The following is a 20,545-nucleotide window of genomic DNA, read 5'->3' on the forward strand; positions in this document are numbered from 1 at the left end:
CATGGCTGACGGCTCTGTTCGTAGGTGCGCCGTGCATCCATGCGGCGGCCGAACCCCTTTCAAAGTAGCGGGTCGCGGGTGGTTTATCTAATGTCAGCGGCGCATGTCGGAAAAATTCCGGTATCCAGCCGGTTACCAGGTCGCGACGCAACGCTTGCAAATGGGATACCATCGCCGAGCCAAATGAGAATCATCCTCTACAACTCTTACGCTGATGGTTTTGCTCCATTGGTTTTGCAGGACACTCGATGAACACCGCTTTACCCTCGTCCACACCGGCCCCGCGCATTCTGGTGGTCGACGATCACCGCAAGATTCGTGATCCTTTGGCCGTCTATCTTCGCCGCCATCTGTTCGATGTGCGCACGGCGGAAGACGCGGCGGGCATGTGGCAGCTGCTCGGGCAGCAGAACTTCGACGCGGTGGTGCTGGACGTCACCCTGCCCGATGGCGACGGTTTCGAGTTGTGCAGCCGGTTGCATCGGCGCAATAACCTGCCGGTGATCCTGCTGACCGCCCGCGACACCTGCGCCGACCGGGTGCGTGGCCTGGATCTCGGCGCCGACGACTACGTGACCAAACCGTTCGAGCCTCGCGAGCTGGTGGCGCGTATCAACAGCGTACTGCGCCGACGGAGTTCGCAGCAGCCGACGTCCAGCGCGCCTGTTTGCGCCCGGACTACGATCACCCAGTGCTATGAATTTTCCGGTTTCAGCTTCTCGGCCGCCAGCGGAACGCTGATCCGCCGCGACGGCTCGGCGGTTCGACTCAGCACGGTGGAAAGCCGTCTGCTGGGCGTGCTGCTGGACCATCCCAATACCGTGCTCGACCGCCAGCGCCTGATCGACCTGACCGCACGGCCCGGCAGCGAGGTTTTCGACCGCGCCATCGACCGGCAGATCAGCCGCCTGCGGCGCAAGCTCGACGACAATCCGCTGGATCCGGAACTGTTGCGCACCATCTGGGGCGGCGGCTACATGCTGGCCGCCAGTGTGGTGCCGCAGGCTTCATGACGTTTTTCAGACGCCTGTGGCCGACGCGCATGACCCAGCAACTGGGCGTGTTGCTGCTTCTGGCGCTACTGGCTTCCAATGCCATTGCCATGTTGTATCTGCAACGCACCGGCGCGCTGATCCATCCGCTGTCTCGGACGCTGGCGGTGGAAAGGCTGATTACCGCCTGGCACGCGGCGCAGGGGCTTTCCGCGCGAGATGCGTCGAGGTTGCTGGCATCGATGCAGACGCCGGATTCGCACTTCTGGGTCGGCACCGAAGCGGCTGCCGAGAACATCGACATGCGCGCCGAAGAACTGCGACTGGTGAGCGATCTGCGCAAGCGTGTGAAGTTGCCGGTGGCAACCGTGATCGGCATGCAACTGGAACGCATCAGCGGCGGCCCGGCCCGTGAGCATGTGTTCGTCGCCGCCGGTTGGGCACCCCTGAAGCTGCGCACCAGCATCGAGTTGGGCAATGGCGAATACCTCAACGCGATCCAGCATCCGGCAGGCGGTTACGAATGGGGCCGCATGCTGGCCTATACCTTGCCGGTGACGACCATTCCCGTGCTGCTGATCGTGATTTTCTTCATGCGCCGCGTGGTGCAGCCGGTCAGGACCCTGGCGCACGCCACCGAACGGGTCAGCCGGGGTGAATGGATTGCGCCGCTGCCGCTGTCCGGTCCGCAGGAAGCACGAGACCTGACCACTGCCTTCAACGTGATGCAGGAGCGCATCGCTCGACATATCGAAGGCCGCACGCGGATGCTGGCTGCAATCAGCCATGACCTGAACACGCCCATCACTGAACTGCGCTTGCAAATGGAACTGCTGCAAGACAGCCCGGAACGCGACGACATGCTGGAAAGCCTCGACGAACTACGGGCCATGGTCCGGGAAACGCTGAACTTCGTGCGCGGGGATGCAGTGCAGGAAGCGACGGCGGATGTCTCGCTGACGGCGATGCTCGACGACCTTGCCAAGCGCTACGCGACCATGGGTAAACCCATCGGCTGGCAGCGTGGGGATGACATCCACTGCCGATGCCGGCCACTGGCACTGAAACGGGTCCTGACCAACCTCATCGACAATGCGCTGTGTCATGCGGGGGATGCCACTGTGGCTTTACGTATCGAGGCCACGGGCGATATCCGGATCGAAGTGCTCGACCACGGCCCAGGCATCGAACCTACGTGGCTGGCGCAGGTGTTCGAGCCGTTCGTGCAACTGAGCCAGAACGGCACGAAAACCACTCAGGGCGGCGGCCTGGGCCTTGGCCTGGCCATCGCCCGCTCCTGCGTCCAGGCCCACGGCGGCGAACTGATTCTGGAAAACCGCCCACCGGCCGGGTTATGCGCAATCGTCCGATTGCCTGCCGCCCATCCATAACGCCCCACGACCTCCGTAGCGCTTGTCCGCGACGGCGGCATTCCAGGCTATAAACCTGTAATGGATGTACCAACCTAATCGCCAGCAAGCTGGCTCCTACAAAATTTGGGGCGCAGCTCAATCGTGCAGATGCTGTAGGAGCGGACTTGTCCGCGAAGGCGGCGGTATAGACGACGAATAAGCAGCGGTTGTACCGGCCCTTTCGCGGACAACTCCCCACAGGGTTGTGGCCAGTCGAAACGTTGATCAGAACCGCACTGTCGTACTCGCCCACAACGTGCGGCCGTAGTTGACGGTGCCGTAGGTTTCATCGTCCAGGCGTTTGTCGGTCAGGTTGTACAGCGCGGCATTCAGCGAGATGTTGCGGGTCAGTTCATACGAGCCGCCGAAGTCTGCCGTGGTGTAGGCCGGTGCCGGCTCGCCGCTGAGGGTCGTGCCGTATTCCTTGCCGTAATAATGGGTCGCCGCCCACAACTGCGCGCGGTCGTTGAGTTGCCACTCGGCACGCACGTTGGCTTTCGATTTAGGGGTCAGCGCCAGCGGAGCACCGGCGTTGGCGCCGCTCTTCTGCTCCGAATCGGTGTAGGTGTAGTTGCCTTTGAGCGCGATCACCGGGGTGATTTCCCATCGTCCATTGACTTCCACACCCTGAATCACGGCCTTGTCGACGTTGACGCGGTCCATGATGACGTAGCCGTTCCAGGTCTGGTCAGTGGTCACGGTCGACAACTTGTCCTGGAAGTCGTTGTAGAACACTGTCGCGCCGGCCGACAGGTCATTACGGTTGGACCACAACGCTGACAGCTCGTAGTTGGTGCTGGTTTCCGGCTTGAGGTCCGGGTTGCCGAACATCACGTAGCGGTTACGACGCAGGTAGGAATAGTCCGGCACTACCGCGCGCAGCTCCGGCGCCTTGAAGCCACGGGCCACGCCGCCCTTGAAGGTCCAGTCATCGGTTGCACGCCACACGCCATAGACCCGCGGGCTGAAATGCACGCCGTATTCTTCGTGATGGTCCATGCGCAGGCCGGTGGTCAGCGAGAAGCTGTCGGTCACCGACCACTCGTTCTCGGCGAACAGCGCTTTCTGCACCACCGAGAATTCATAGTCCTTGCGATCTCCCAGACCCTGGTTCCAGTCGGTAACGGTGGTGTCGTTCCATTGCAGCCCGGCGGTGGTGATGTTGCGTTCCGTCGGCATCACCAGCTTGGCATCGAATACCGTGTTCTCGACCGTCGGTTTGCGACCCAGAATATCGGTCTGGTCTGCGCTGGCCTTGCCTTCACGGCTGGATTTTTCGTACGCCAGCGACACATCGGAGGTCGCCCAGCCCCAACGGCCCTGGTGGGAAAGCGACCAGTGATCGCGGTTGTTTTCCTGCTCGCGGGTCGCCCAGTTGGCGCTCAGCCCGTCGCCGTTTTTCAGACGCTGGGCGCCACCTTCCAGCAGGATGTCGTGGTCCGGCGTCGGCGTGAAAGCCAGGCGCGCAGTGAAGTCGCGGTGGTCGGCCTTACTGTAGCCATTGGTCAGCTCGACATCATCGTCCGCCTGACGATCCAGATAGCGGCCCCAGACCTGCAAGCCCAGCCAATCTTCCTTGAGCGGACCGCTGAGGTAGAACTGCGACTGCCGTGCGTTGCCTTGGTCGCTATGCTGACGCGCCGAGTAATCGTAAGTGACCGAACCGCCCCACTCCGAAGTCACCTTGCGGGTAATGATGTTGATCACGCCGCCGATGGCATCTGAGCCGTAGAGGGACGACATCGGGCCGCGCACGACCTCGATGCGCTCGATGGCCTCGGCCGGTGGAATGAAGCTCTGCTCGTAGCCGCTGTTACCGTTGACCCGCGATTCGCGAGCGCTCTGGCGTTTGCCGTCGACCAGGATCAGGGTGTAGTCGGCCGGCATGCCGCGGATTGAAATGTCGGTTTCGTTGGCACCGCCGTTGACGGTGACGCCTTCAACATCGCGCACGGCGTCCGTCAGGTCGCGGAAGGATTTTTTGCGTAGCTCGTCACCGGTGATGACGGTGATCGACGCCGGCGCGTCTTCCAGATTCTGCTCGTAACCGGCAGCGGTCACCACCACGTCTTCGATCGACAAGACATTGGCCGTTTCAACGACGTTTTCGGCAGCCTGTACCTGGCCGGACACCAGGCACGCCAGCGCAAGTTTGACCATCACTGCGGTGGGCCGCAAACGGAGAGCAGAGTGCATGAAACATCCTTACGATTCAAAGCAAAAGAGAATCGTAAGCATCTACATTCGCGAAGGTTGGACAAGATGTGACAGGTCGGCACTCATCCCGCCCATCGTTGTCACGCCCGACGCTATCACTTGCGGCGATAACCCTCGACGATGGCCGAGAAATCCTTGCCGCCTTCGCCGCGCAGGCTCATGGCCTGATACAACTGGTGCGCGAGCGCCCCCATGATCACCGGCTGCCGTGCAGCGCGCGCCGCGTCAGTGGCCAGGCCCAGATCCTTGAGCATCAGCTCGGCGCCGAAGCCTCCGGTGTAGCCGCGCGAAGCCGGTGCGGTTTCGACGATGCCCGGCCATGGGTTATAAGCTTCAGAACTCCAGCAGCGACCGGTGGAGGTATTGATGACGCCGGCCAGCACTTCGGTGTCGATCCCCAGCGCATTTCCCAGCGCCATGGCTTCGGACACGCCGATCATGGAAATCGCCAGCAGCATGTTGTTGCAGATCTTGGCGATCTGGCCGGTCCCGACTTCCCCGCAGTGCACGATATTGCGCCCCATCTGCCCCAGGATCGGCTTGAGCTGTTCGAACAGTTCCGGTGCGGCACCGACCATGAACGTCAGGGTTGCGGCCTGGGCGCCGCCGGTTCCGCCGGACACGGGCGCATCGCCGAGCATCACGCCCTGTTGCGCCGCCAGCGACGAGATGTCGCGGATGGTTTGTGGGTCGATGGTGCTGCAATCCACCGCCGGCACACCGCGGGCGATGCCCGCCAGGACGCCGTCTTCGCCGAGATAGACACTGCGCACATGCTGGGCGGCGGGCAGCATGGTGATCACCAGCTCGCTGCCTTGAGCGGCATGCCTGGGTGATTCGCTGACCGTTGCGCCCAACCCGGCAAGCTCCGCCAATACATCCTTGTTGAGGTCGAACAGTTGCAGGCGATGCCCGGCCTTGATCAGGTTGCGGGCCATGGGTGCGCCCATGTTGCCCAGGCCGATGAATGCGATTTTCATGGTCATGCTCTCTGTCGATGCGGTGCCGGATGTCCGGCGCCCGGAATCAACGCAGGTTGATGGTGGTGTTCACGCCGTGGTTGACGCTCTCGTCGTCGAACCAGCGGCTGGTGACGGTCTTGGTCTGTGTATAGAACTGCACGACCTGCTTGCCATACGGCCCCAGGTCGCCCAGCTTGGAACCCCGCGACCCGGTAAAGCTGAAGAACGGCACCGGCACGGGAATCGGGATATTGATGCCCACCTGGCCGACGTCGATCTCGCTTTGAAACTTGCGCGCCGCCGCACCGCTCTGGGTGAAAAGGCCTACACCGTTGCCGAACGGGTTGGCGTTGACCAGCGCAATGGCCTGGTCGAGGGTGTCGACTTCCAGCACCAGCAGCACCGGACCGAAAATTTCCTGGGTGTAGATGCGCATGTCGGTGGTCACGCCGGAAAACAGCGTCGGCCCGATGAAATTCCCCTGCTCATAGCCTGGCACCGAGATATCCCGGCCATCCAGTTCCAGGGTGGCGCCGTCCTCCACGCCGCTGTCGATCAACTCGACAATGCGCTGCCGGGCCTTGCGGGAAATCACCGGGCCGATATCAGTCCCCGGTTCGTGGCCGGCGTTGACCTTGAGCTGCTGCGCCAGCGCCTTGAGATCGGGCAGCCACTGGCGGGCTGCGCCGACCAGCACCACCACCGAGGTTGCCATGCAGCGTTGTCCCGCTGCACCGAAACCGGCACCGACCAGCGCGTTGAGCGTCTGCTCGCGATGGGCATCGGGCAGCACCACCGCATGGTTCTTGGCGCCCATCATGGCCTGCACGCGTTTGCCGTGCTGGCCGGCAAGGTTGTAGACGTGGGTTCCGACGGCCGTCGAGCCGACAAACGAAATCGCCTTGATATCTTTGTGGGTGCAGAGCGCATCCACTACCTCCTTGCCGCCATGCACCACGTTGAGCACTCCGGCCGGCACACCCGCCTCGACGGCAAGCTCTACCAGCAGCATGGTCGACAGCGGGTCCTGTTCGGAAGGCTTGAGCACGAAGGTGTTGCCGCAGGTGATGGCCATGGGAAACATCCACAACGGGATCATCGCCGGGAAGTTGAACGGCGTGATACCGGCGCAGACACCCAACGGCTGGCGCAGCGTGTAGGTGTCGACACCGCTGGCGACGTTCTCGGCGAACTCGCCCATTTGCAGTGTGCCGATCGAACAGGCGTGCTCGACCACTTCCAGGCCGCGAAAAATGTCGCCTTCGGCGTCGGCCAGGGTTTTGCCCTGTTCGGCGCTCAATACCGCAGCGATGCGTTTGCTGTGCTCGCGGATCAGCGCCTGAAACCGGAGCATGATGCGCATACGAGCGCCGATGGGCGTCTCGCGCCAGGCCGCAAACGCCTGCTGCGCGGCACTCACCGCCGCGTCGACTTCCCGGACGGTCGCAAACGGAACCTGGGCCAGTACCTGCTGGGTCGCCGGGTTGATGATGTCGTGCCATTCATGACTCTGTGACTCGATTGCTTCACCGCCGATCAGCAGTTTCACGCGAGCCACAGCCGTATTGTTGTTGTTCTGCGAGGCGTTCATGTCGAGCGTTCTCCGTGAGTGAAGACCAGCCGGGGCAACGACCTAGTCGCACCCTTCAATTGAAGGGCGGACGGCGTCGTTCAAGAGGGTTGGTCAAGGACACGCAATGGAGTATAGATGTGCAAACTTCTAACAAGAACGCACATAAAAGCAGGTTGAACATGCAAAAAAACATCACATCCCTGGGCGGCCTGAACTGGGATGACTTGAAGTTTTTCCTCGAAGTAGCCCGCACCCGCAAGGTCAGCAGCGCCGCCAAACGCCTGGCCGTGGATTACACGACTGTGTCGCGACGCATCAACTCGCTGGAAACCGCCCTTGGTACCCTGCTGTTCGAGAAATCGCGCAACAACGGCTTCATCATGACCGCCGAGGGCCAGCGCTTGCTGGGCTACGCCGAATCCATCGAAAGCACGCTGCATCTGGCCTGCGAACAGGTGTCCGGCTCGGGTGTTGCGTTGTCCGGGCATATTCGAATGGGTTGCACAGAAGGCTTCGGCAGCTTTTTCATCACCCCGCAGCTCAGCCATTTCCTGGATGCCTATCCGACCATTTCGGTGGATATCCTGCCGCTGCCGCACTTCATCAGCCTGTCCAAGCGCGAGGCCGATATCGTCATTGCCCTGGAGCGTCCGGAGCATGGCCCGTACGTGTGCTGCAAACTGTGCGACTACAGCCTGCGCCTGTACGCCACCCGGGAATACCTCGACAGCCATCCGCCCATCGAGCGCAAGGAAGATTTGAGCGCGCATCCTTTTGTCAGTTACGTCGACGACCTGGCGTTCAGCTCCGAGCTGCTGTACCTCAGCAACCTGCTGCCCACCGCCCAGGCGCAACTGCGCAGCACCAGCGTGATCGCCCAATACACCGCCGCCCTGCAAGGTCGGGCGCTGGCCATCCTGCCGTGCTTCCTCGCTGCCCAGGATTCACGCCTGCTGCCGGTGCTGGCGGACGAGGTGAACATCACCCGGCAGTTCTGGATGTACTGCCGCGAAGACCTGCGCAAGCTCAAGCGGATTACGCTGCTGTGGGATTACATCCGGGAAGTGGCCGAGCTGAACCGGCCGTTATTACTGGGCGAAACGCGAGACCTTCGGTTTACAGACTGAACATGTGCAAGGCGTAAGGGAGACCTATCGTAGCGAGGTTTGGCACGCCACTGAAACGACTTGTGACAGGGGTTATGACAGGACTTGTGACAGGACTTGTGACACCTCGCAGCAACCCGAACGGTATGGCTGAAAGCCCTCATCCAGAGGCGCGTATGGGCACGCGATAAGGACCCACGCAGGCGCCCCACCCATGGGGGGATGCGCGGACGCACCCGTATTGTGACTCCGCTCAGTGGGATTCTTCGCAGCTCCCACTGTTCGAGATTGGGACTTTTCCTACAGACCGTCCTCTGCGACTCCGGTAGCCTGCCACGCGCCAGCTCGAAGGCTGGTTATTGTCTATGGACGAAAAACGCAAGGACGATGTTCGATGATTTCTTCTGCTCGACTGGGTGACAAACACGTCTGCCCATTACCGGGGCACGGCACTACCCCTATTGCTTCTGCGAGTGGCGACGCAAATATCAACTTTATGGGCTCTGCTCGTGTTGGCGATACCTGTGGTTGCGGGGCGGTCATCATTACAGGTTTCCCTTGTATACAAGTGAATGGCCGTCCTATGGCCCACTTAGGGAGTCCTACCAGTCACGGCGGGACAATCATTACGGGCTCAGGCGATGTCGGGGGTGGCTTCGTCATGGGTGACGCTGGTGGCGCGACCATTATCAACTTCATGGCGCTGGGGGCCTTCCGGGCAGACGGCTCCGTGGACGATGAGAAGATGGCGACCTTGTTGGCCGACCCGAATCTCAAAGAGAAGGCCTTAGCGGCGAACGCTTTAGTAGACCCTAAGGCAGCCGGTAAGAAGCCTGAGGATAAGCCCGAGGAGAACGATGGACCTGAAGGTTGTACCCACCCGAACATGATGGCGAAGCTGGCGGATTACATCGCGGACGAGATGAATCGTAATATTCACGACTCCTCGGTTTTAAAGATGAAGGAACTGCTCAGCTATAACGTTGCGGAGGAGACCCGCAAGCAAATTGAGCTACCTTGGTACGCACAGATTGGTGCGACCAGCCCTCAAACTATCGGTTCGGCCAATGCCGCAGCTGCGCTGGCTCTTTGGACTGAACGAGTAGGTCAGGACCGAGTTTGGGACCACAAGCCAAAGATCCATGCGAAGTTTGGTAGGTATCACCATAGGCAAGGCAAGTACGACTACTTCTACGATATCTGGTCGAACATCCACTATGGTTATGTGGGTATGGCTGGCGGACTCACCGAAGGCGTCCTTCTGGATGGTGCTGGAGCCGAGCAAATTGTTTCAGATCAACTCCGACGGTGGGAAGAGCAGATATTTGTCGCAAAAGATGAGCAAAGGCTTCGCGGGCCTCATGCCACAGAAGGGGTAGAAGGGCTAAGAGCCTGGGATGACGTCCCTGATCGAATTTCAATTAGTATTGGCATCAAACTCTTCAACGATTACCCACATGGGGGCGTCCCGCCTCAGGCAATTATGGACGCAGTGCTTGCAGTCACACCGGAAGGATGGGGACAGGGAGTCCGTATTCATGTATGCGAGAAATATTAAGGCCCGATATGTTATTGGGACACTCATTATTTTCCCAATCCTTTTCTGGTACGTGGCGACCCCTGTCGTGCGTGTCCACTACTCCAAAGAGGGCACAGAGGAGCTTCGACTGATTTGGAACACGCAGCACAATATCCATAAGGAAAGGATGCTTCCGGGGCAAGCCACATTTGATACTGGGCATATTTTCCCTAATGAGAAATTCTTTATGATGTTCGATTGGTGGACCGATAAGGGGCTTCGGAGGTGCATCGACATCACGCCAAAATGGGGCGGTGCGTTGGACATCTACCTCAGTGGAACAGGTCGCATCGACATCGCTAAAACCTCTCCTAACGTTATTGCTCGCTTGAAGGCGTGTGAGGGTGATGCAGATCCTTTCCGCCCCTAAGGTGCCCCGCAAGCGCCACGACAAGTTACCCACCACAGTCACAGAGTAGAGGCAGACGACAACCTAACGGCGACATCACCGCAAATGGCAACAGCTGAAGTTTTGCAGCAACACCGGAACGATGGAACTACGCTTCCTGACTTAACCGAGGTGATGTTTCTGAGTTTTTCCGTTCTTGCAGGGCCCTATCTCTTACAACGACAACCAAGGCTACCGGAGACTAATTACATGGATGCAAAATCAATAAACGACACATTTAGTAATTTAACGAGGCGCGTTGACGCTGGGGAGTTCTCGGAAGCTTTCTCGGGGGCAGTGGACTTACTTAAAGAAAAGCTCAAGCGGATTACGCTGCTGTGGGATTACATCCGGGAAGTGGCCGAGCTGAACCGGCCGTTCTTGCTTGGGAGTACGGGCGTGGTGCGGTTTGCGGAGTGAGTGACCACGTCGTTAAAGCCTGGCGGGCAGGTCAGTCGTCCTTTTCGTCCTGGGTGATCTTGCCGCTGTGAGGGTCCATACGGAATTCATACTCCATACCGTCCTCCTTGATGCCCTTGCCTTCCCAGTGGCCGTCGTCGGCCTCGATCCTGGTGACCAGCACGTAACCCGCGCCCTTGAGGATTTCCTGGGTCCTTTGCATGCTGATCCAGTCGGCGCCAGGCTGATCGGCCCATGCGGTGGAGCTGATCATTGCACTCAATAGCGCCAGTGCAGCCAGAGGCTTGGTCAGTACGTTCATCATACGGCTTCCTTGATGCTCGGTAGTGGCCGAGGATTGACCCGTTCTTCAACGGGTCGTTCATTGCCGCACTGCTGGTTTTTGTTACCAGGCCCGCTGCCACAAGGTTTTCGGACTGGCGTTACAACTCGAGCATCAATCCGCTCAGGCGCTTGACCTTGCGCCGCAGTGCTTCCTCGAATACGCCCTGGCGTGGCTCGATCAGGCTGAACCAATGCTTGGCGCGAGTAATGCCGGTGTAGATGAGTTCCTTGGTCAGCACCGGGTTCAGGGCTTCGGGCAGGATCAGCGCCGTATGGGCGAATTCCGAGCCTTGGGATTTGTGCACGGTCATGGCGTACACGGTTTCCACTTCAGTGAGACGACTGGGCAGGACGAAACGCACCCCGCCGCTGCCGTCGTTACGCGGGAAGGCGACCCGCAGCACTCGCTTGTTCCGGTCATCCCGCTCGGGCAGGCGCAGGGTGATGCCGATGTCGCCGTTCATCAGGCCCAGGCCGTAATCATTGTGGGTCATCAGCACCGGTCGGCCTTCGTACCATTGGTGCTCACTTTCGATCAGCCCGGCGTTGAACAGGCCGTGAGTGATGCGCTGGTTCAAGCCCTCCACACCCCATGGCCCTTTACGCACCGCGCACAGCAGCTGGAAAGCATCGAAGGCATCCAGAACGGCGCGCGCCCAGCGAGTCCAGCATTCGTCGTCCAGCGCGGCGTCGGTCTGCGGGCGTTGTTGATCCATCACCCCCAGGTAATGGCGGTAGCCCTGGGGTGCGTCAGAACCCGTTCGGTGCCCGTCGAGCATCAGGCGTTCGAACTTGTGGTCCTGTTCGCCTTTGAGTGTCAGGGCGAACAAATCCGAATGGCTGCGGGCGGTCAATAACGCCCGAGCTTCGCGATCCTGCTGCTGGTTGACCAGCCGCGACAGTTGGCCGATGCCGCTGCCCTGCCCGAAGCGCCGCGAGTGGCGCAGCATCACCACCTGCTGGGCCAGCGGATGAGTCTGCGCGTCGCCGGGCAGCAGCGAGCTGTTGCTCAGGTCTTCACCGCTGACGGCCTGTAGCCAGGCCTGCGTCTGCGGGCTGTAATAACCGCTTTCGGCGTCACGACACAGGTCGCCCAACACCGCGCCCGCTTCCACCGAGGCCAGCTGATCCTTGTCACCCAACAGCACCATGCGAGCATGCGGCGGCAGAGCGTCCAGCAGATTGGCCATCATTTCCAGATCGATCATCGAGGCTTCGTCGACCACCAATACATCTAGTGGCAGCGGGTTGCCGCCGTGGTGACGGAAATGACGAGTGCCCGGCCGGCTGCCGAGCAGACGGTGCACCGTGGTGACTTCGCTGGGGATCTTTTGCCGGACCGCGTCGTCGACGTCCAGGCTCTGGACTTGCTGGCTGATGGATTCGGTCAGCCGTGCCGCGGCCTTGCCGGTGGGCGCGGCGAGGCGGATGCGCAACGGTTGGCCGCTTTGGACCGCCGGCGCCTGAAGCAAGGCCAGCAAACGCACGACCGTAGTGGTCTTGCCGGTGCCCGGCCCGCCGGTGATGATGCTGAATGCGCGTCGTGTGGCCAGCGCACAGGCCAGTTTCTGCCAGTCGATGACCGCGTCCGGCGCGCAATTGGCCGTTCCGAACAAGGCGTTCAGGCGTTGCGGCAGATCCTCGGGGGTCGGCTCTTCTTGAGCCAGACGCTGACGCAGCGCGGCGGCGATGCGCCGTTCGTAGGTCCAGTAGCGGCGCAGGTACAGACGTCGGTCCGCCAGAACCAGCGGTTTGCGCATGGCCTCAAGACCTGAATCGGCACCCTCGGCTACCAGCACGCTGCCGGCCAGTGCCCGGCACCACGCCGCGCCATCCACAGTCGCAAGCACTTGGGAGGGCAGCAGCATCGGCGTGCTTTGCAGATCGCCCTCGGGCGGCAACGACAAGGCGAAGTCGGGTTCTTTCAACGTCTCGTACAGATCGAGGCAGACATGACCGTGGCCCAGTTGATGACTGGTCAGCGCTGCGGCCACCAGCACCAGCGGATCAGCCTGCGGGTCCAGCTCGCGGAGAAACGCGACGAAGGCACGGTCCAGCGCCCGCAACCAGCCACGCTCGACCCAGCGTTCAAGCAACAGCAGCAAGTCGTCGAGCCGCGTCAGCGGGCTCAGCTCTGCAAGGCTGTCGTCAGCCGGCGCCACGGTCAACAATTCGGAAAACGAGCGGCTCATGCAAATGCTCCAGGAGGTTGGGTTGCAACGGGTTTGCCCTGGAACAGCAGATCCAGCGCCTCGATCAGCTGGCGTGGCGGCCGGGTGAAGTACGCGCCCTGGCTCGCCGCGCGGCTACCGCGCAGGAACAGATAGACCGCGCCGCCCATGTGCCGGTCATAGTCGTAGTCGGCCAGGCGCGCCTTGAGCTGGCGATGCAGAGCCAGCAGGTACAACACGTATTGCAGGTCATAGCGGTTGTCGAGGATCGCCGCTTCCATTGCGGCCTCGGTATAGGCCGCGTCGTCGAGGCCCAGCCAGTTGGACTTGTAGTCGGCTACGTAATAACGCCCTTGATGCTCGAACGTCAGGTCGATGAAGCCCTTGAACATGCCATTGAGCGACATGGATTCGATCGCGGCTCGCGGTGCATTGTGGTGGGTATAGCGTCGTACCAGCGCGTCCAGACGGGCGACATCCACCTGATGACTGGCGAACCAGAACTCCATTTCGACCCGGTACTGATTCGGCCGATCCAGCTCGCCCAGGGCAACCGGCTCTGCGTCATCACCCAGGCGCAAAGGCATGCCGAGCAGGTGTTCCAGCCAGCCGGCGAGGGTCTCGATCCAGCCTTCCCAGCCACGTCGGTTGCAACGCCGCGCGACGGCATCCTTCAACAACTCCGGCTGACGCGCAGCACCGGCGAAGCCCTCGTTGCCTGCCCATTCCAGCAGTCCATGCAAAAAGGTGCCGGGGTTCGGGCCGCGCGGGAAGCGGTGGATATCGCTGCCGCCGGCCGCCACGTCGCGGGGCGCTTCGGGGTCCAGGCGTTCGTCGTCGAACAGCTTCTGCGCCTGCGGGCTGTCGGGAGACTGGTCGGCGCCTGCGGTAATGACGTCGCCAATCCGCAATGCACTGTAAGACGCGATCCACCAGTTTTCCGCTGCCCGGCGCTTGGGCTCCAGCGGCTTGAGCAGCGACGCTTCATTGCGCGGTGGGCTGAAGGTCAGCGGAGTCGGTTCAGGCAGCAGCTCCAGCGCAATGTCGGCGCAGCTGTTCGCCAGCTCATTGAGCCAGATACTCAGGTCGACCGACTCAGCGAGCGGTGCACCACCGCCCAGCAGATAGCCCAGTGCCGAGCGATGCAGCATCGAGCTGTTGGCGTTGCCGCGCTTGAGGTCGGCGATGCCCAGCCAGCAGGCATGTTCGGATCGGGTCAGCGCGACGTACAACAAGCGCAGATCTTCGGCCAGACGCTCATCGTCGGCGCGCCGGATCAGGTCTTCGGTCGGCTGCAGACTGATCTGCACCCGGTCATCGTCGTCGTGATAGACCAGTGGCAAGCGGCTGCCGTCCACCGGTTTGCAAGAGCAGATGAAAGGCAGGAACACCAACGGGTATTGCAGGCCCTTGGATTTATGAATCGTCACGACCTTGACCAGTTGCTCATCACTTTCCAGCCGCAAGATCTGCTCTTCCCCGGCCTGCCCGGCCAGCGCCAGATGCTCGCCCAAGTGGCGAATCAGCGCCTGCTCGCCATCCAGTTCGGCGGCGGCCTGTTGCAGCAGTTCGGAAAGATGCAGCAGGTTGGTCAGGACACGTTCGCCGTCCGGCCGGTTGATCAGCGTTTGCGGTAACGCGAAGTCGTGCAGCAAACGGCGCAGCATCGGCAACACCCCTTGGCTGCGCCAGATGCTGCGATAGCCACGGAACTGCATCACGCGCTGCTCCCAGGCCAGTTCGTCCTGATTCAGACGTTCCAGTTCAGCCAGTGGCAGGTTCAATGTGATGCAGGCCAGCGCGGCGCGCAGGATCCGCTCGGCATCCGGATCGGCGCAGGCCTTGAGCCAGGCCAGCACGTCCTGCGCTTCCTGAGCGGCGAACACCGAGTCCTTGTCCGACAGGTACACGCTGCGCACTCCCCGGACCGACAATTCATTGCGGACCGCCTGGGCTTCCTTGCCGTCGCGGACCAGGATCGCGATATCGGCGGGCAAGACGCCGCGCAGTGGCTGATCAGGCGCTGCGAAACCCGCCCGTCCCTGCTGACCGGCATTGAGCAGACGGGTGATCTCGCTGGCGCAACTGGCGGCCAACTGCTGTCGATAGGTGACACCCGACGCCGGCTGCTCGGTCTGCAAGTGCCACAACGTCAGTGCCGCAAGCGGTTGACCGTCCTGTTCAAAGCGTTCCCTGCGGCCTTGGGCCAGGGCATTGCCGAACGGCACAGGGTTGTGGTCCGCGCCGCGAAACAGGAACGCACCTCGTCCCTCGGGTCGCCGCTCGGCGCGCTCGAAGACCTGATTGACCGACTCGACCATCGCATGGCTGGAGCGGTAGTTGGTATCCAGCGTGTGCCAACGGCCGGTAGTCGCAGACCGGGCCCGCAGGTAGGTGTAGATGTCCGCGCCGCGAAAGGCGTAGATCGCCTGCTTGGGGTCACCGATGAGGAACAGGCCGGTGTGCTGGTCATTCTCCTCAAGGCGGTAGATGCGTTCGAAAATCCGGTACTGGACCGGGTCGGTATCCTGAAATTCGTCGATCAGCGCCACTGGAAACTGCTCGCGGATCAGGTCGGCCAGTCGCTCACCGCCGGCACCCTGGAGCGCGGCATCGAGCCGCAGCAGCATGTCGTCAAAACCCATTTCCGCACGGCGGCGTTTTTCTTCTTCGAAACGCGCACTGACCCACTGCGCCGCGTGTTGCAGGACGGCGGCGTCGGGTTTCGGCAGGCCGTCCAGCGCTGCCTTGAGTTCCAGCATGGCTTCGAAAGCCGGGTGCGACGGCGCATTGCTCTTCCAGGCTTCAGCGATGCCGTCGGGGGTCAGGCGGGTGAAACCGGTGCCCAGGTCCAACGCTTCGACGGCTTCATCCGCCGCCCAGGCCGAGAGTTTCTCGAACCATGGCCGAAAGTAACGCTCCTGCATCTTGCGGCCGTCGACGATCTTGCGGGTAACACCGTCCTGGCAGAGGGCGAGCAGTTCAGTGGACCAGTCCGCCCACGGCGCCTTGAGGGTCTTGAGCGTTTCGCGTCGGTCCAGCAACGAGGCGGCAATCAACTCGGCCGGTTCCTGGGTCTGCGGGGCGCGCTCGCGTCCGAACAGACCACGCACTCGCGGCAACAACGCGGCCGGGCCACTCCAGTTATCGCGCACCCACTTCAGCGCATCACCATTCATGGGGTAGCAGAAGCGGCGCCAGTAGTCGCGCAGCACTTCGCCAAGCAGCTCGCTGTGATCGGTTTCCAGGGTCTGGGTAAACAGGCTGCCGCTGTCGAAGGCGTGTTCGCGCAGCATCCGCTGACACCAGCTGTGGATGGTCGAGACCGCCGCTTCGTCCATCCACTGCGCGGCGACATCCAGGCGATTGGCGCAGCCGGGCCAGAGGTCGGCGCTGAACTGCCCGCGCAGTTGTTCGATCAGAGCATCGGGTGACGGAATCTCATCGCGGAAGAAACGCGCCGCTTCGGCCAGACGGGTTCGGATGCGGTCACGCAGTTCCTTGGTTGCCGCGTCGGTGAAGGTCACCACCAGAATCTGGGGCGGCAACAGCTCTCGACCGAAACCCGAGCCCTGGTCGCCATGGCCGAGCACCAGCCGCAGGTAGAGCGCGGAAATGGTGAAGGTCTTGCCCGTACCGGCGCTGGCCTCGATCAATTGGCTGCCGCGCAACGGAAAGCGCAGTGCCAGAGGAAGGCTTTGCTTGCTCATGAGCGGGTCTCCCCGCCGGACAATGACTGCCAGGCTGCGTCGTAGATCGGTTTGTACAAGGCTTCGCACCAGCCAGCGAACTCTTCGCTGTCCATCAGGGCATTGAAATCTGCGAACTGGCGGCCAAGCGCCGCACTTTCCCGGCGTTCACCGTCGGTGGTCTGGCCGTCACCTTCGTAGGCTTTGCGCGCAGCGGCTTCGGCCTTGTCAGCCGGTTGGGCGAGCCAGGCGAAAGCAGTCTTCGTCGCCACGGGCAACGGCTGACGCATGCCGCATTGCCAGGCGGTCAGCAAATCACCCAGCATGGTCGCGGCGGCCTGGGTTTCCAGCGGGGCAAGCAGCAAGGTTTCGTCGCTGGCGACTAGTGCCGTGCTCAGTGGCAACCCACAGGCGCAGGCGATCAGGTGGGTGACCCAAGGGCGAATCAAGCGATGCCATTTGCGGGTTTTCTTCGAGCCGATGCCGTTGGGAATGACGCTGACGATCAGCAGTTCGCCGCGGCCATTGCGATGCAGCCCACCGAGCCAACCGTCGAGCCCGACGCCGTTGTGGGTAAAACTGACCGGCAATGCACTGTTCAAGGGCTCCGGCCACAGGGCCAGCAGCTCTTGATAGCGCTTGAGCACGTCCGGCAGCGGCTCGATCAGTTCTTCCTGCAAAAGGGCGCCGAACCCGGCCATGGGCAGCAGTCCGCTGCCCTGCAGTTTGAGTGCGTGCCCCTGCAACACGCGGTCAATCTCGTCAGGACCGGCGAGCGCAGCGGTGAGCAGGCTTTCGCTCAAACCGTAGCGCTGCAAGGCATCGAGCACAAAAGGCTCTTCGTCCGCCAACGGTGCCTGGGCCACCTCGAAGTGAATTTTCAGGCGCTGGCTGAAGAAGTGCTTGACCGGGTTGCGCAGAAAATCCTGCAACTGGGCAATGGTCAGCGGCTCGTCCTGTTCGTGAGGCGCCAGAACCGGGTGAGCGGCCGGATCGGTGTCGGTTTCATGGAGCAATCGCCATTCGCGGGCGAAACTGAAAAAACCACTGCCGGCATGGAAATAGCTGGCACTGAACGGCTGCAATGGATGATGCACGGTTAGGGCGTCGAGCAAGCGTTCACCGGCATCCTGCCTGCTGCCCGGCTCGGGCTCTCCGGCCAGCGTCCAGCCTGCGGCGAGGTGATCACGCAACTGGCCGATGAGCACCGACGCGGGGCGGTCGCTGTTGTCGCGAATGCTGCGGCCAACCCAACTGATGTACAGCTGGTCGCGCGCCGAGAGCAGCGCTTCGAGCAACAGGTAACGGTCGTCTTCACGGCGCGAGCGATCGCCGGGACGGTAATCGCTGCCCATCAGGTCGAAGTCCAGAGGCGGCTGGGCGCGTGGGTAATCACCGTCGTTCATGCCAAGCAGGCAGACGATCTTGAAGGGGATGGCGCGCATTGGCATCAGGGTGCAGAAATTCACCGAACCGGCCAGGAACCGCTGCGACAGGCGTCCCTGATCGAGCCCGGCCAGCCAGGCTTCGCGGACCACCGTCAGCGGCAATTGGTCCAGCAGACCTACGGTTTCGCAGGTCTCCAGCCAGGTTTCCCGCAAGGTCTCGAGCTGGGCGAGCAGGTAGTCGTCGTGCTCGCTGTCAGCCAGGAAGAACACTTGTAGCAGCGCTTGCAGACGCGTGCCCCAGACAGCCGGCGTGGCTGGTTGCGACAGCTCGCGGTGCGCGACTTCCAGGGCATCGACCAAGGCCACCAATGGCCCGATCAGCGCCGCGTCGAGGCCGCCGATTTCGTCGTAGGGTTCGATGCCATCGTAGGCGTTTCCGGCTCCCACGGCATAGCCAAGCAGCATGCGCCGCAGGCCGAAATGCCAAGTGTTTTGCTCAAGACTTTCCGGCAGGCCAAGACCCTGGCGTTGTTGCGCGTTCAACCCCCAGCGGATGCCGGCGCCTTCGATCCAGCGGTGCAGTGTCGCCAGATCACGCTCCTGAATCCTGAAGCGTGCGCGCAGCGCGGGGACGTCCAGCAGGTCAAGGATTTCACTGACCGGGAAGCGGCTGTCCGGCAGTTTCAGCAGGTGTTCGACGGCAATCAGCAGGGGTTCGCGGCCGCGTTGGCCCTGGTCGGCAAGCGTGAACGGAATGAAGCGCGGATCATCGCGCTCCAATTGCCCGAACACGGCGCGAATGTGCGGCGCGTAGCTGTCGATGTCCGGAACCATGACGATCACATCCCGAGGTCGCAGGTTGCGGTCCCTGCTGAACCGTGCGAGCAGCTGGTCATGGAGAATTTCCACCTCACGCTGCGCGCTATGGGCGACCTGGAAGCGGATAGAGCGATCGGCCAGGCGGTCGACGGGCGGCCACATCTCGCGGGTCTCGTTCAAGGGACGCAATTCGAGAATGTCGTCCTGAAGCTGGTTCAACAGGTTACGCGGCTCGCTTTCACTGAACAGGTCGATGCGTTCGTCCTTGAAGGAAGAGCGATAACTGCGCGGATCATCGTGACTGTCGAGCAGGTTGATATAGTCCCGGCCCTGCTTGCCCCAGGCGGCAAGCAACGGATGTGCATGCTGGTGCAGCGCTTCGGGATCGAGGATGACGGGCATACTAGCCTTGCGCGCCTGGCGTTTGTATTGATGGCGCAGCAGATCCTTGTCGGCGACGATATCGGCCCAGTGGTGCCGACACGGATTGTGGACACATAGCAGCACCTGACTGAACCTGGCCAGGCCGGCCAGCGCTTCCAATGCCTGCGCGGGCAACGATGAGATACCGAACACAATGACCCGCGCCGGCAAGCCGGGTGGTGCTTCGGTCAGGTTGCCGATGCGCTCTATGAAGCGTTGATGCACGCCGGCACGACTCTGGGCCATCCCTTCCTGCCCGACATCGTGCAGCAATGCCCGCCAGAGCTCGGCCTGCCAGCAGTTGGCGGGAGTCAGCGGCTTGGCTTCGCCTCGGACGTTGCGCAATTGATGGCGCCCTGCCGCCCAGTCTTCCAGCCAGTCGGCGCGGTAGACCTGATATTGGTCGAACAGGTCAGCCAGGCGTTCCGACAGCTGGTAACGCTTGCGTAAGTCGGTGTCGGCAGTGAGAAAGCGCTGCAGCGGCTCGAAGTGGGGCTGGTCGATAAGTTCAGGCAGCAATCGCATCAGACGCCACGTCAGCGGCGCTTTGTCCAACAGGGAGGTGGCAGGGATCTGATCGCGGCCAAGCACTATTCGATAGAGCTGCCACATGAAACTGCCCGGCAACTGAACGTCGATAGCCGCAGCAATCCCGCAGCCCCCCAAGTCGTCCTCGGAGGCATCTTCGGCCAGAGCCAGTTTCAACCACTGGGCAATACCGTTGCTCTGTACCAGAGCGATCTCGTTCTCCAACGGCGCCAGGGGATAGAGGCGCATCCACGACACAACCAGGCTGCGCAATTCATCCAGACGGTTGCCGTGAACCACCATGAAACCGGCGCTTAGAGAGGTTGTATCAGACATGCGTGCATCCTGGAGCGGAGGAGTAATTCCCAATCCCGAACCTTAAGGGCAAGCGTGCACGATTGCCAGATGCAATTGGTAGCTGACCCTGTAGGAGCGGGCCGCTCTATAGGCGCTCTACGTGATGCTTGAAACCCGGAACCGGAAAAGACAAAACCCCTGACTGCATGCGCAATCAGGGGTTTCGGAATGAATCTTGACGATGACCTACTCTCACA

The 20,545-nt window shown here is 61.7% G+C and carries 12 protein-coding genes and 1 pseudogene; 6 read left to right on the forward strand and 7 right to left on the reverse strand.

The window, feature by feature from the left end; all coding sequences use genetic code 11:
- The first annotated feature begins 248 nt into the window (after positions 1-248).
- Both EGJ27_RS23395 and EGJ27_RS23400 read left to right on the forward strand, forming a co-directional pair.
- Positions 249-1,013, forward strand: a complete 765-nt coding sequence (locus EGJ27_RS23395; RefSeq protein ID WP_125833111.1) for a response regulator — start codon at positions 249-251, stop codon at positions 1,011-1,013.
- A 29-nt stretch (positions 1,014-1,042) separates the two neighbouring features.
- The gene (locus EGJ27_RS23400; RefSeq protein ID WP_125833127.1) at positions 1,043-2,383 is read left to right on the forward strand and encodes a HAMP domain-containing sensor histidine kinase; all 1,341 of its coding nucleotides are present in this window, start codon (positions 1,043-1,045) and stop codon (positions 2,381-2,383) included.
- Between the two features lie 246 nt (positions 2,384-2,629).
- Here the strand turns inward: EGJ27_RS23400 and EGJ27_RS23405 are convergent, their stop codons facing one another.
- The 3 genes from EGJ27_RS23405 to EGJ27_RS23415 all read right to left on the reverse strand — a co-directional run bounded on the left by EGJ27_RS23405 (position 2,630) and on the right by EGJ27_RS23415 (position 7,174).
- Positions 2,630-4,600, reverse strand: a complete 1,971-nt coding sequence (locus EGJ27_RS23405) for a TonB-dependent receptor domain-containing protein (protein ID WP_125833112.1) — start codon at positions 4,598-4,600, stop codon at positions 2,630-2,632.
- Positions 4,601-4,716: 116 nt separating this feature from the next.
- A complete protein-coding gene (mmsB, locus tag EGJ27_RS23410) occupies positions 4,717-5,601 on the reverse strand; it encodes a 3-hydroxyisobutyrate dehydrogenase (protein ID WP_125833113.1) in 885 nt (294 codons plus the stop codon).
- A 46-nt stretch (positions 5,602-5,647) separates the two neighbouring features.
- On the reverse strand, positions 5,648-7,174 hold the full coding sequence (locus EGJ27_RS23415) for a CoA-acylating methylmalonate-semialdehyde dehydrogenase (RefSeq protein ID WP_125833114.1): 1,527 nt from the start codon (positions 7,172-7,174) through the stop codon (positions 5,648-5,650).
- A 161-nt stretch (positions 7,175-7,335) separates the two neighbouring features.
- Between EGJ27_RS23415 and EGJ27_RS23420 the strand changes: the two genes are divergently transcribed.
- The 4 genes and pseudogenes from EGJ27_RS23420 to EGJ27_RS23435 all read left to right on the forward strand — a co-directional run.
- A complete protein-coding gene (locus EGJ27_RS23420) occupies positions 7,336-8,283 on the forward strand; it encodes a LysR family transcriptional regulator (RefSeq protein ID WP_125833115.1) in 948 nt (315 codons plus the stop codon).
- A gap of 373 nt (positions 8,284-8,656) precedes the next feature.
- The gene (locus EGJ27_RS23425) at positions 8,657-9,820 is read left to right on the forward strand and encodes a polymorphic toxin type 44 domain-containing protein (RefSeq protein WP_125833116.1); all 1,164 of its coding nucleotides are present in this window, start codon (positions 8,657-8,659) and stop codon (positions 9,818-9,820) included.
- Positions 9,801-10,211, forward strand: coding sequence for a hypothetical protein (locus EGJ27_RS23430; protein WP_125833117.1), 411 nt, complete (start codon positions 9,801-9,803; stop codon positions 10,209-10,211). Before EGJ27_RS23425 ends, EGJ27_RS23430 begins: the two co-directional genes overlap by 20 nt.
- 333 nt (positions 10,212-10,544) lie before the next feature.
- Positions 10,545-10,649, forward strand: a pseudogene (locus EGJ27_RS23435) (LysR family transcriptional regulator); the annotation flags it as partial.
- A 31-nt stretch (positions 10,650-10,680) separates the two neighbouring features.
- On the opposite strand, the gene EGJ27_RS23440 reads toward EGJ27_RS23435, so the two are convergent.
- The 4 genes from EGJ27_RS23440 to recC all read right to left on the reverse strand — a co-directional run bounded on the left by EGJ27_RS23440 (position 10,681) and on the right by recC (position 20,327).
- Positions 10,681-10,950: a PepSY domain-containing protein gene (locus EGJ27_RS23440; RefSeq protein WP_125833128.1), complete on the reverse strand. Its 270-nt coding sequence runs from the start codon at positions 10,948-10,950 to the stop codon at positions 10,681-10,683.
- A gap of 121 nt (positions 10,951-11,071) precedes the next feature.
- Positions 11,072-13,165, reverse strand: a complete 2,094-nt coding sequence (recD, locus tag EGJ27_RS23445; protein WP_125833118.1) for an exodeoxyribonuclease V subunit alpha — start codon at positions 13,163-13,165, stop codon at positions 11,072-11,074.
- The gene (recB, locus tag EGJ27_RS23450; protein ID WP_125833119.1) at positions 13,162-16,854 is read right to left on the reverse strand and encodes an exodeoxyribonuclease V subunit beta; all 3,693 of its coding nucleotides are present in this window, start codon (positions 16,852-16,854) and stop codon (positions 13,162-13,164) included. Before recB ends, recD begins: the two co-directional genes overlap by 4 nt.
- A complete protein-coding gene (recC, locus tag EGJ27_RS23455; protein WP_125833120.1) occupies positions 16,851-20,327 on the reverse strand; it encodes an exodeoxyribonuclease V subunit gamma in 3,477 nt (1,158 codons plus the stop codon). The genes recB and recC overlap by 4 nt, the downstream gene beginning before the upstream one ends.
- Positions 20,328-20,545: the final 218 nt, after the last annotated feature.

The sequence above is a fragment of the Pseudomonas sp. v388 genome, from assembly GCF_003935425.1.
Classification (GTDB): Bacteria; Pseudomonadota; Gammaproteobacteria; order Pseudomonadales; family Pseudomonadaceae; genus Aquipseudomonas.

Bases quoted from the DNA above. Each gene is read 5' to 3' on its own strand.
- EGJ27_RS23400 (WP_125833127.1), top strand. From the start codon at position 1,043: ATGACCCAGCAACTGGGCGTGTTGCTGCTTCTGGCGCTACTGGCTTCC.
- recB (WP_125833119.1), bottom strand. From the start codon at position 16,854: ATGAGCAAGCAAAGCCTTCCTCTGGCACTGCGCTTTCCGTTGCGCGGC.
- EGJ27_RS23430 (WP_125833117.1), top strand. From the start codon at position 9,801: ATGTATGCGAGAAATATTAAGGCCCGATATGTTATTGGGACACTCATT.
- EGJ27_RS23425 (WP_125833116.1), top strand. From the start codon at position 8,657: ATGATTTCTTCTGCTCGACTGGGTGACAAACACGTCTGCCCATTACCG.
- mmsB (WP_125833113.1), bottom strand. From the start codon at position 5,601: ATGAAAATCGCATTCATCGGCCTGGGCAACATGGGCGCACCCATGGCC.
- EGJ27_RS23420 (WP_125833115.1), top strand. From the start codon at position 7,336: ATGCAAAAAAACATCACATCCCTGGGCGGCCTGAACTGGGATGACTTG.
- recD (WP_125833118.1), bottom strand. From the start codon at position 13,165: ATGAGCCGCTCGTTTTCCGAATTGTTGACCGTGGCGCCGGCTGACGAC.
- EGJ27_RS23395 (WP_125833111.1), top strand. From the start codon at position 249: ATGAACACCGCTTTACCCTCGTCCACACCGGCCCCGCGCATTCTGGTG.
- EGJ27_RS23405 (WP_125833112.1), bottom strand. From the start codon at position 4,600: ATGCACTCTGCTCTCCGTTTGCGGCCCACCGCAGTGATGGTCAAACTT.
- recC (WP_125833120.1), bottom strand. From the start codon at position 20,327: ATGTCTGATACAACCTCTCTAAGCGCCGGTTTCATGGTGGTTCACGGC.
- EGJ27_RS23440 (WP_125833128.1), bottom strand. From the start codon at position 10,950: ATGAACGTACTGACCAAGCCTCTGGCTGCACTGGCGCTATTGAGTGCA.
- EGJ27_RS23415 (WP_125833114.1), bottom strand. From the start codon at position 7,174: ATGAACGCCTCGCAGAACAACAACAATACGGCTGTGGCTCGCGTGAAA.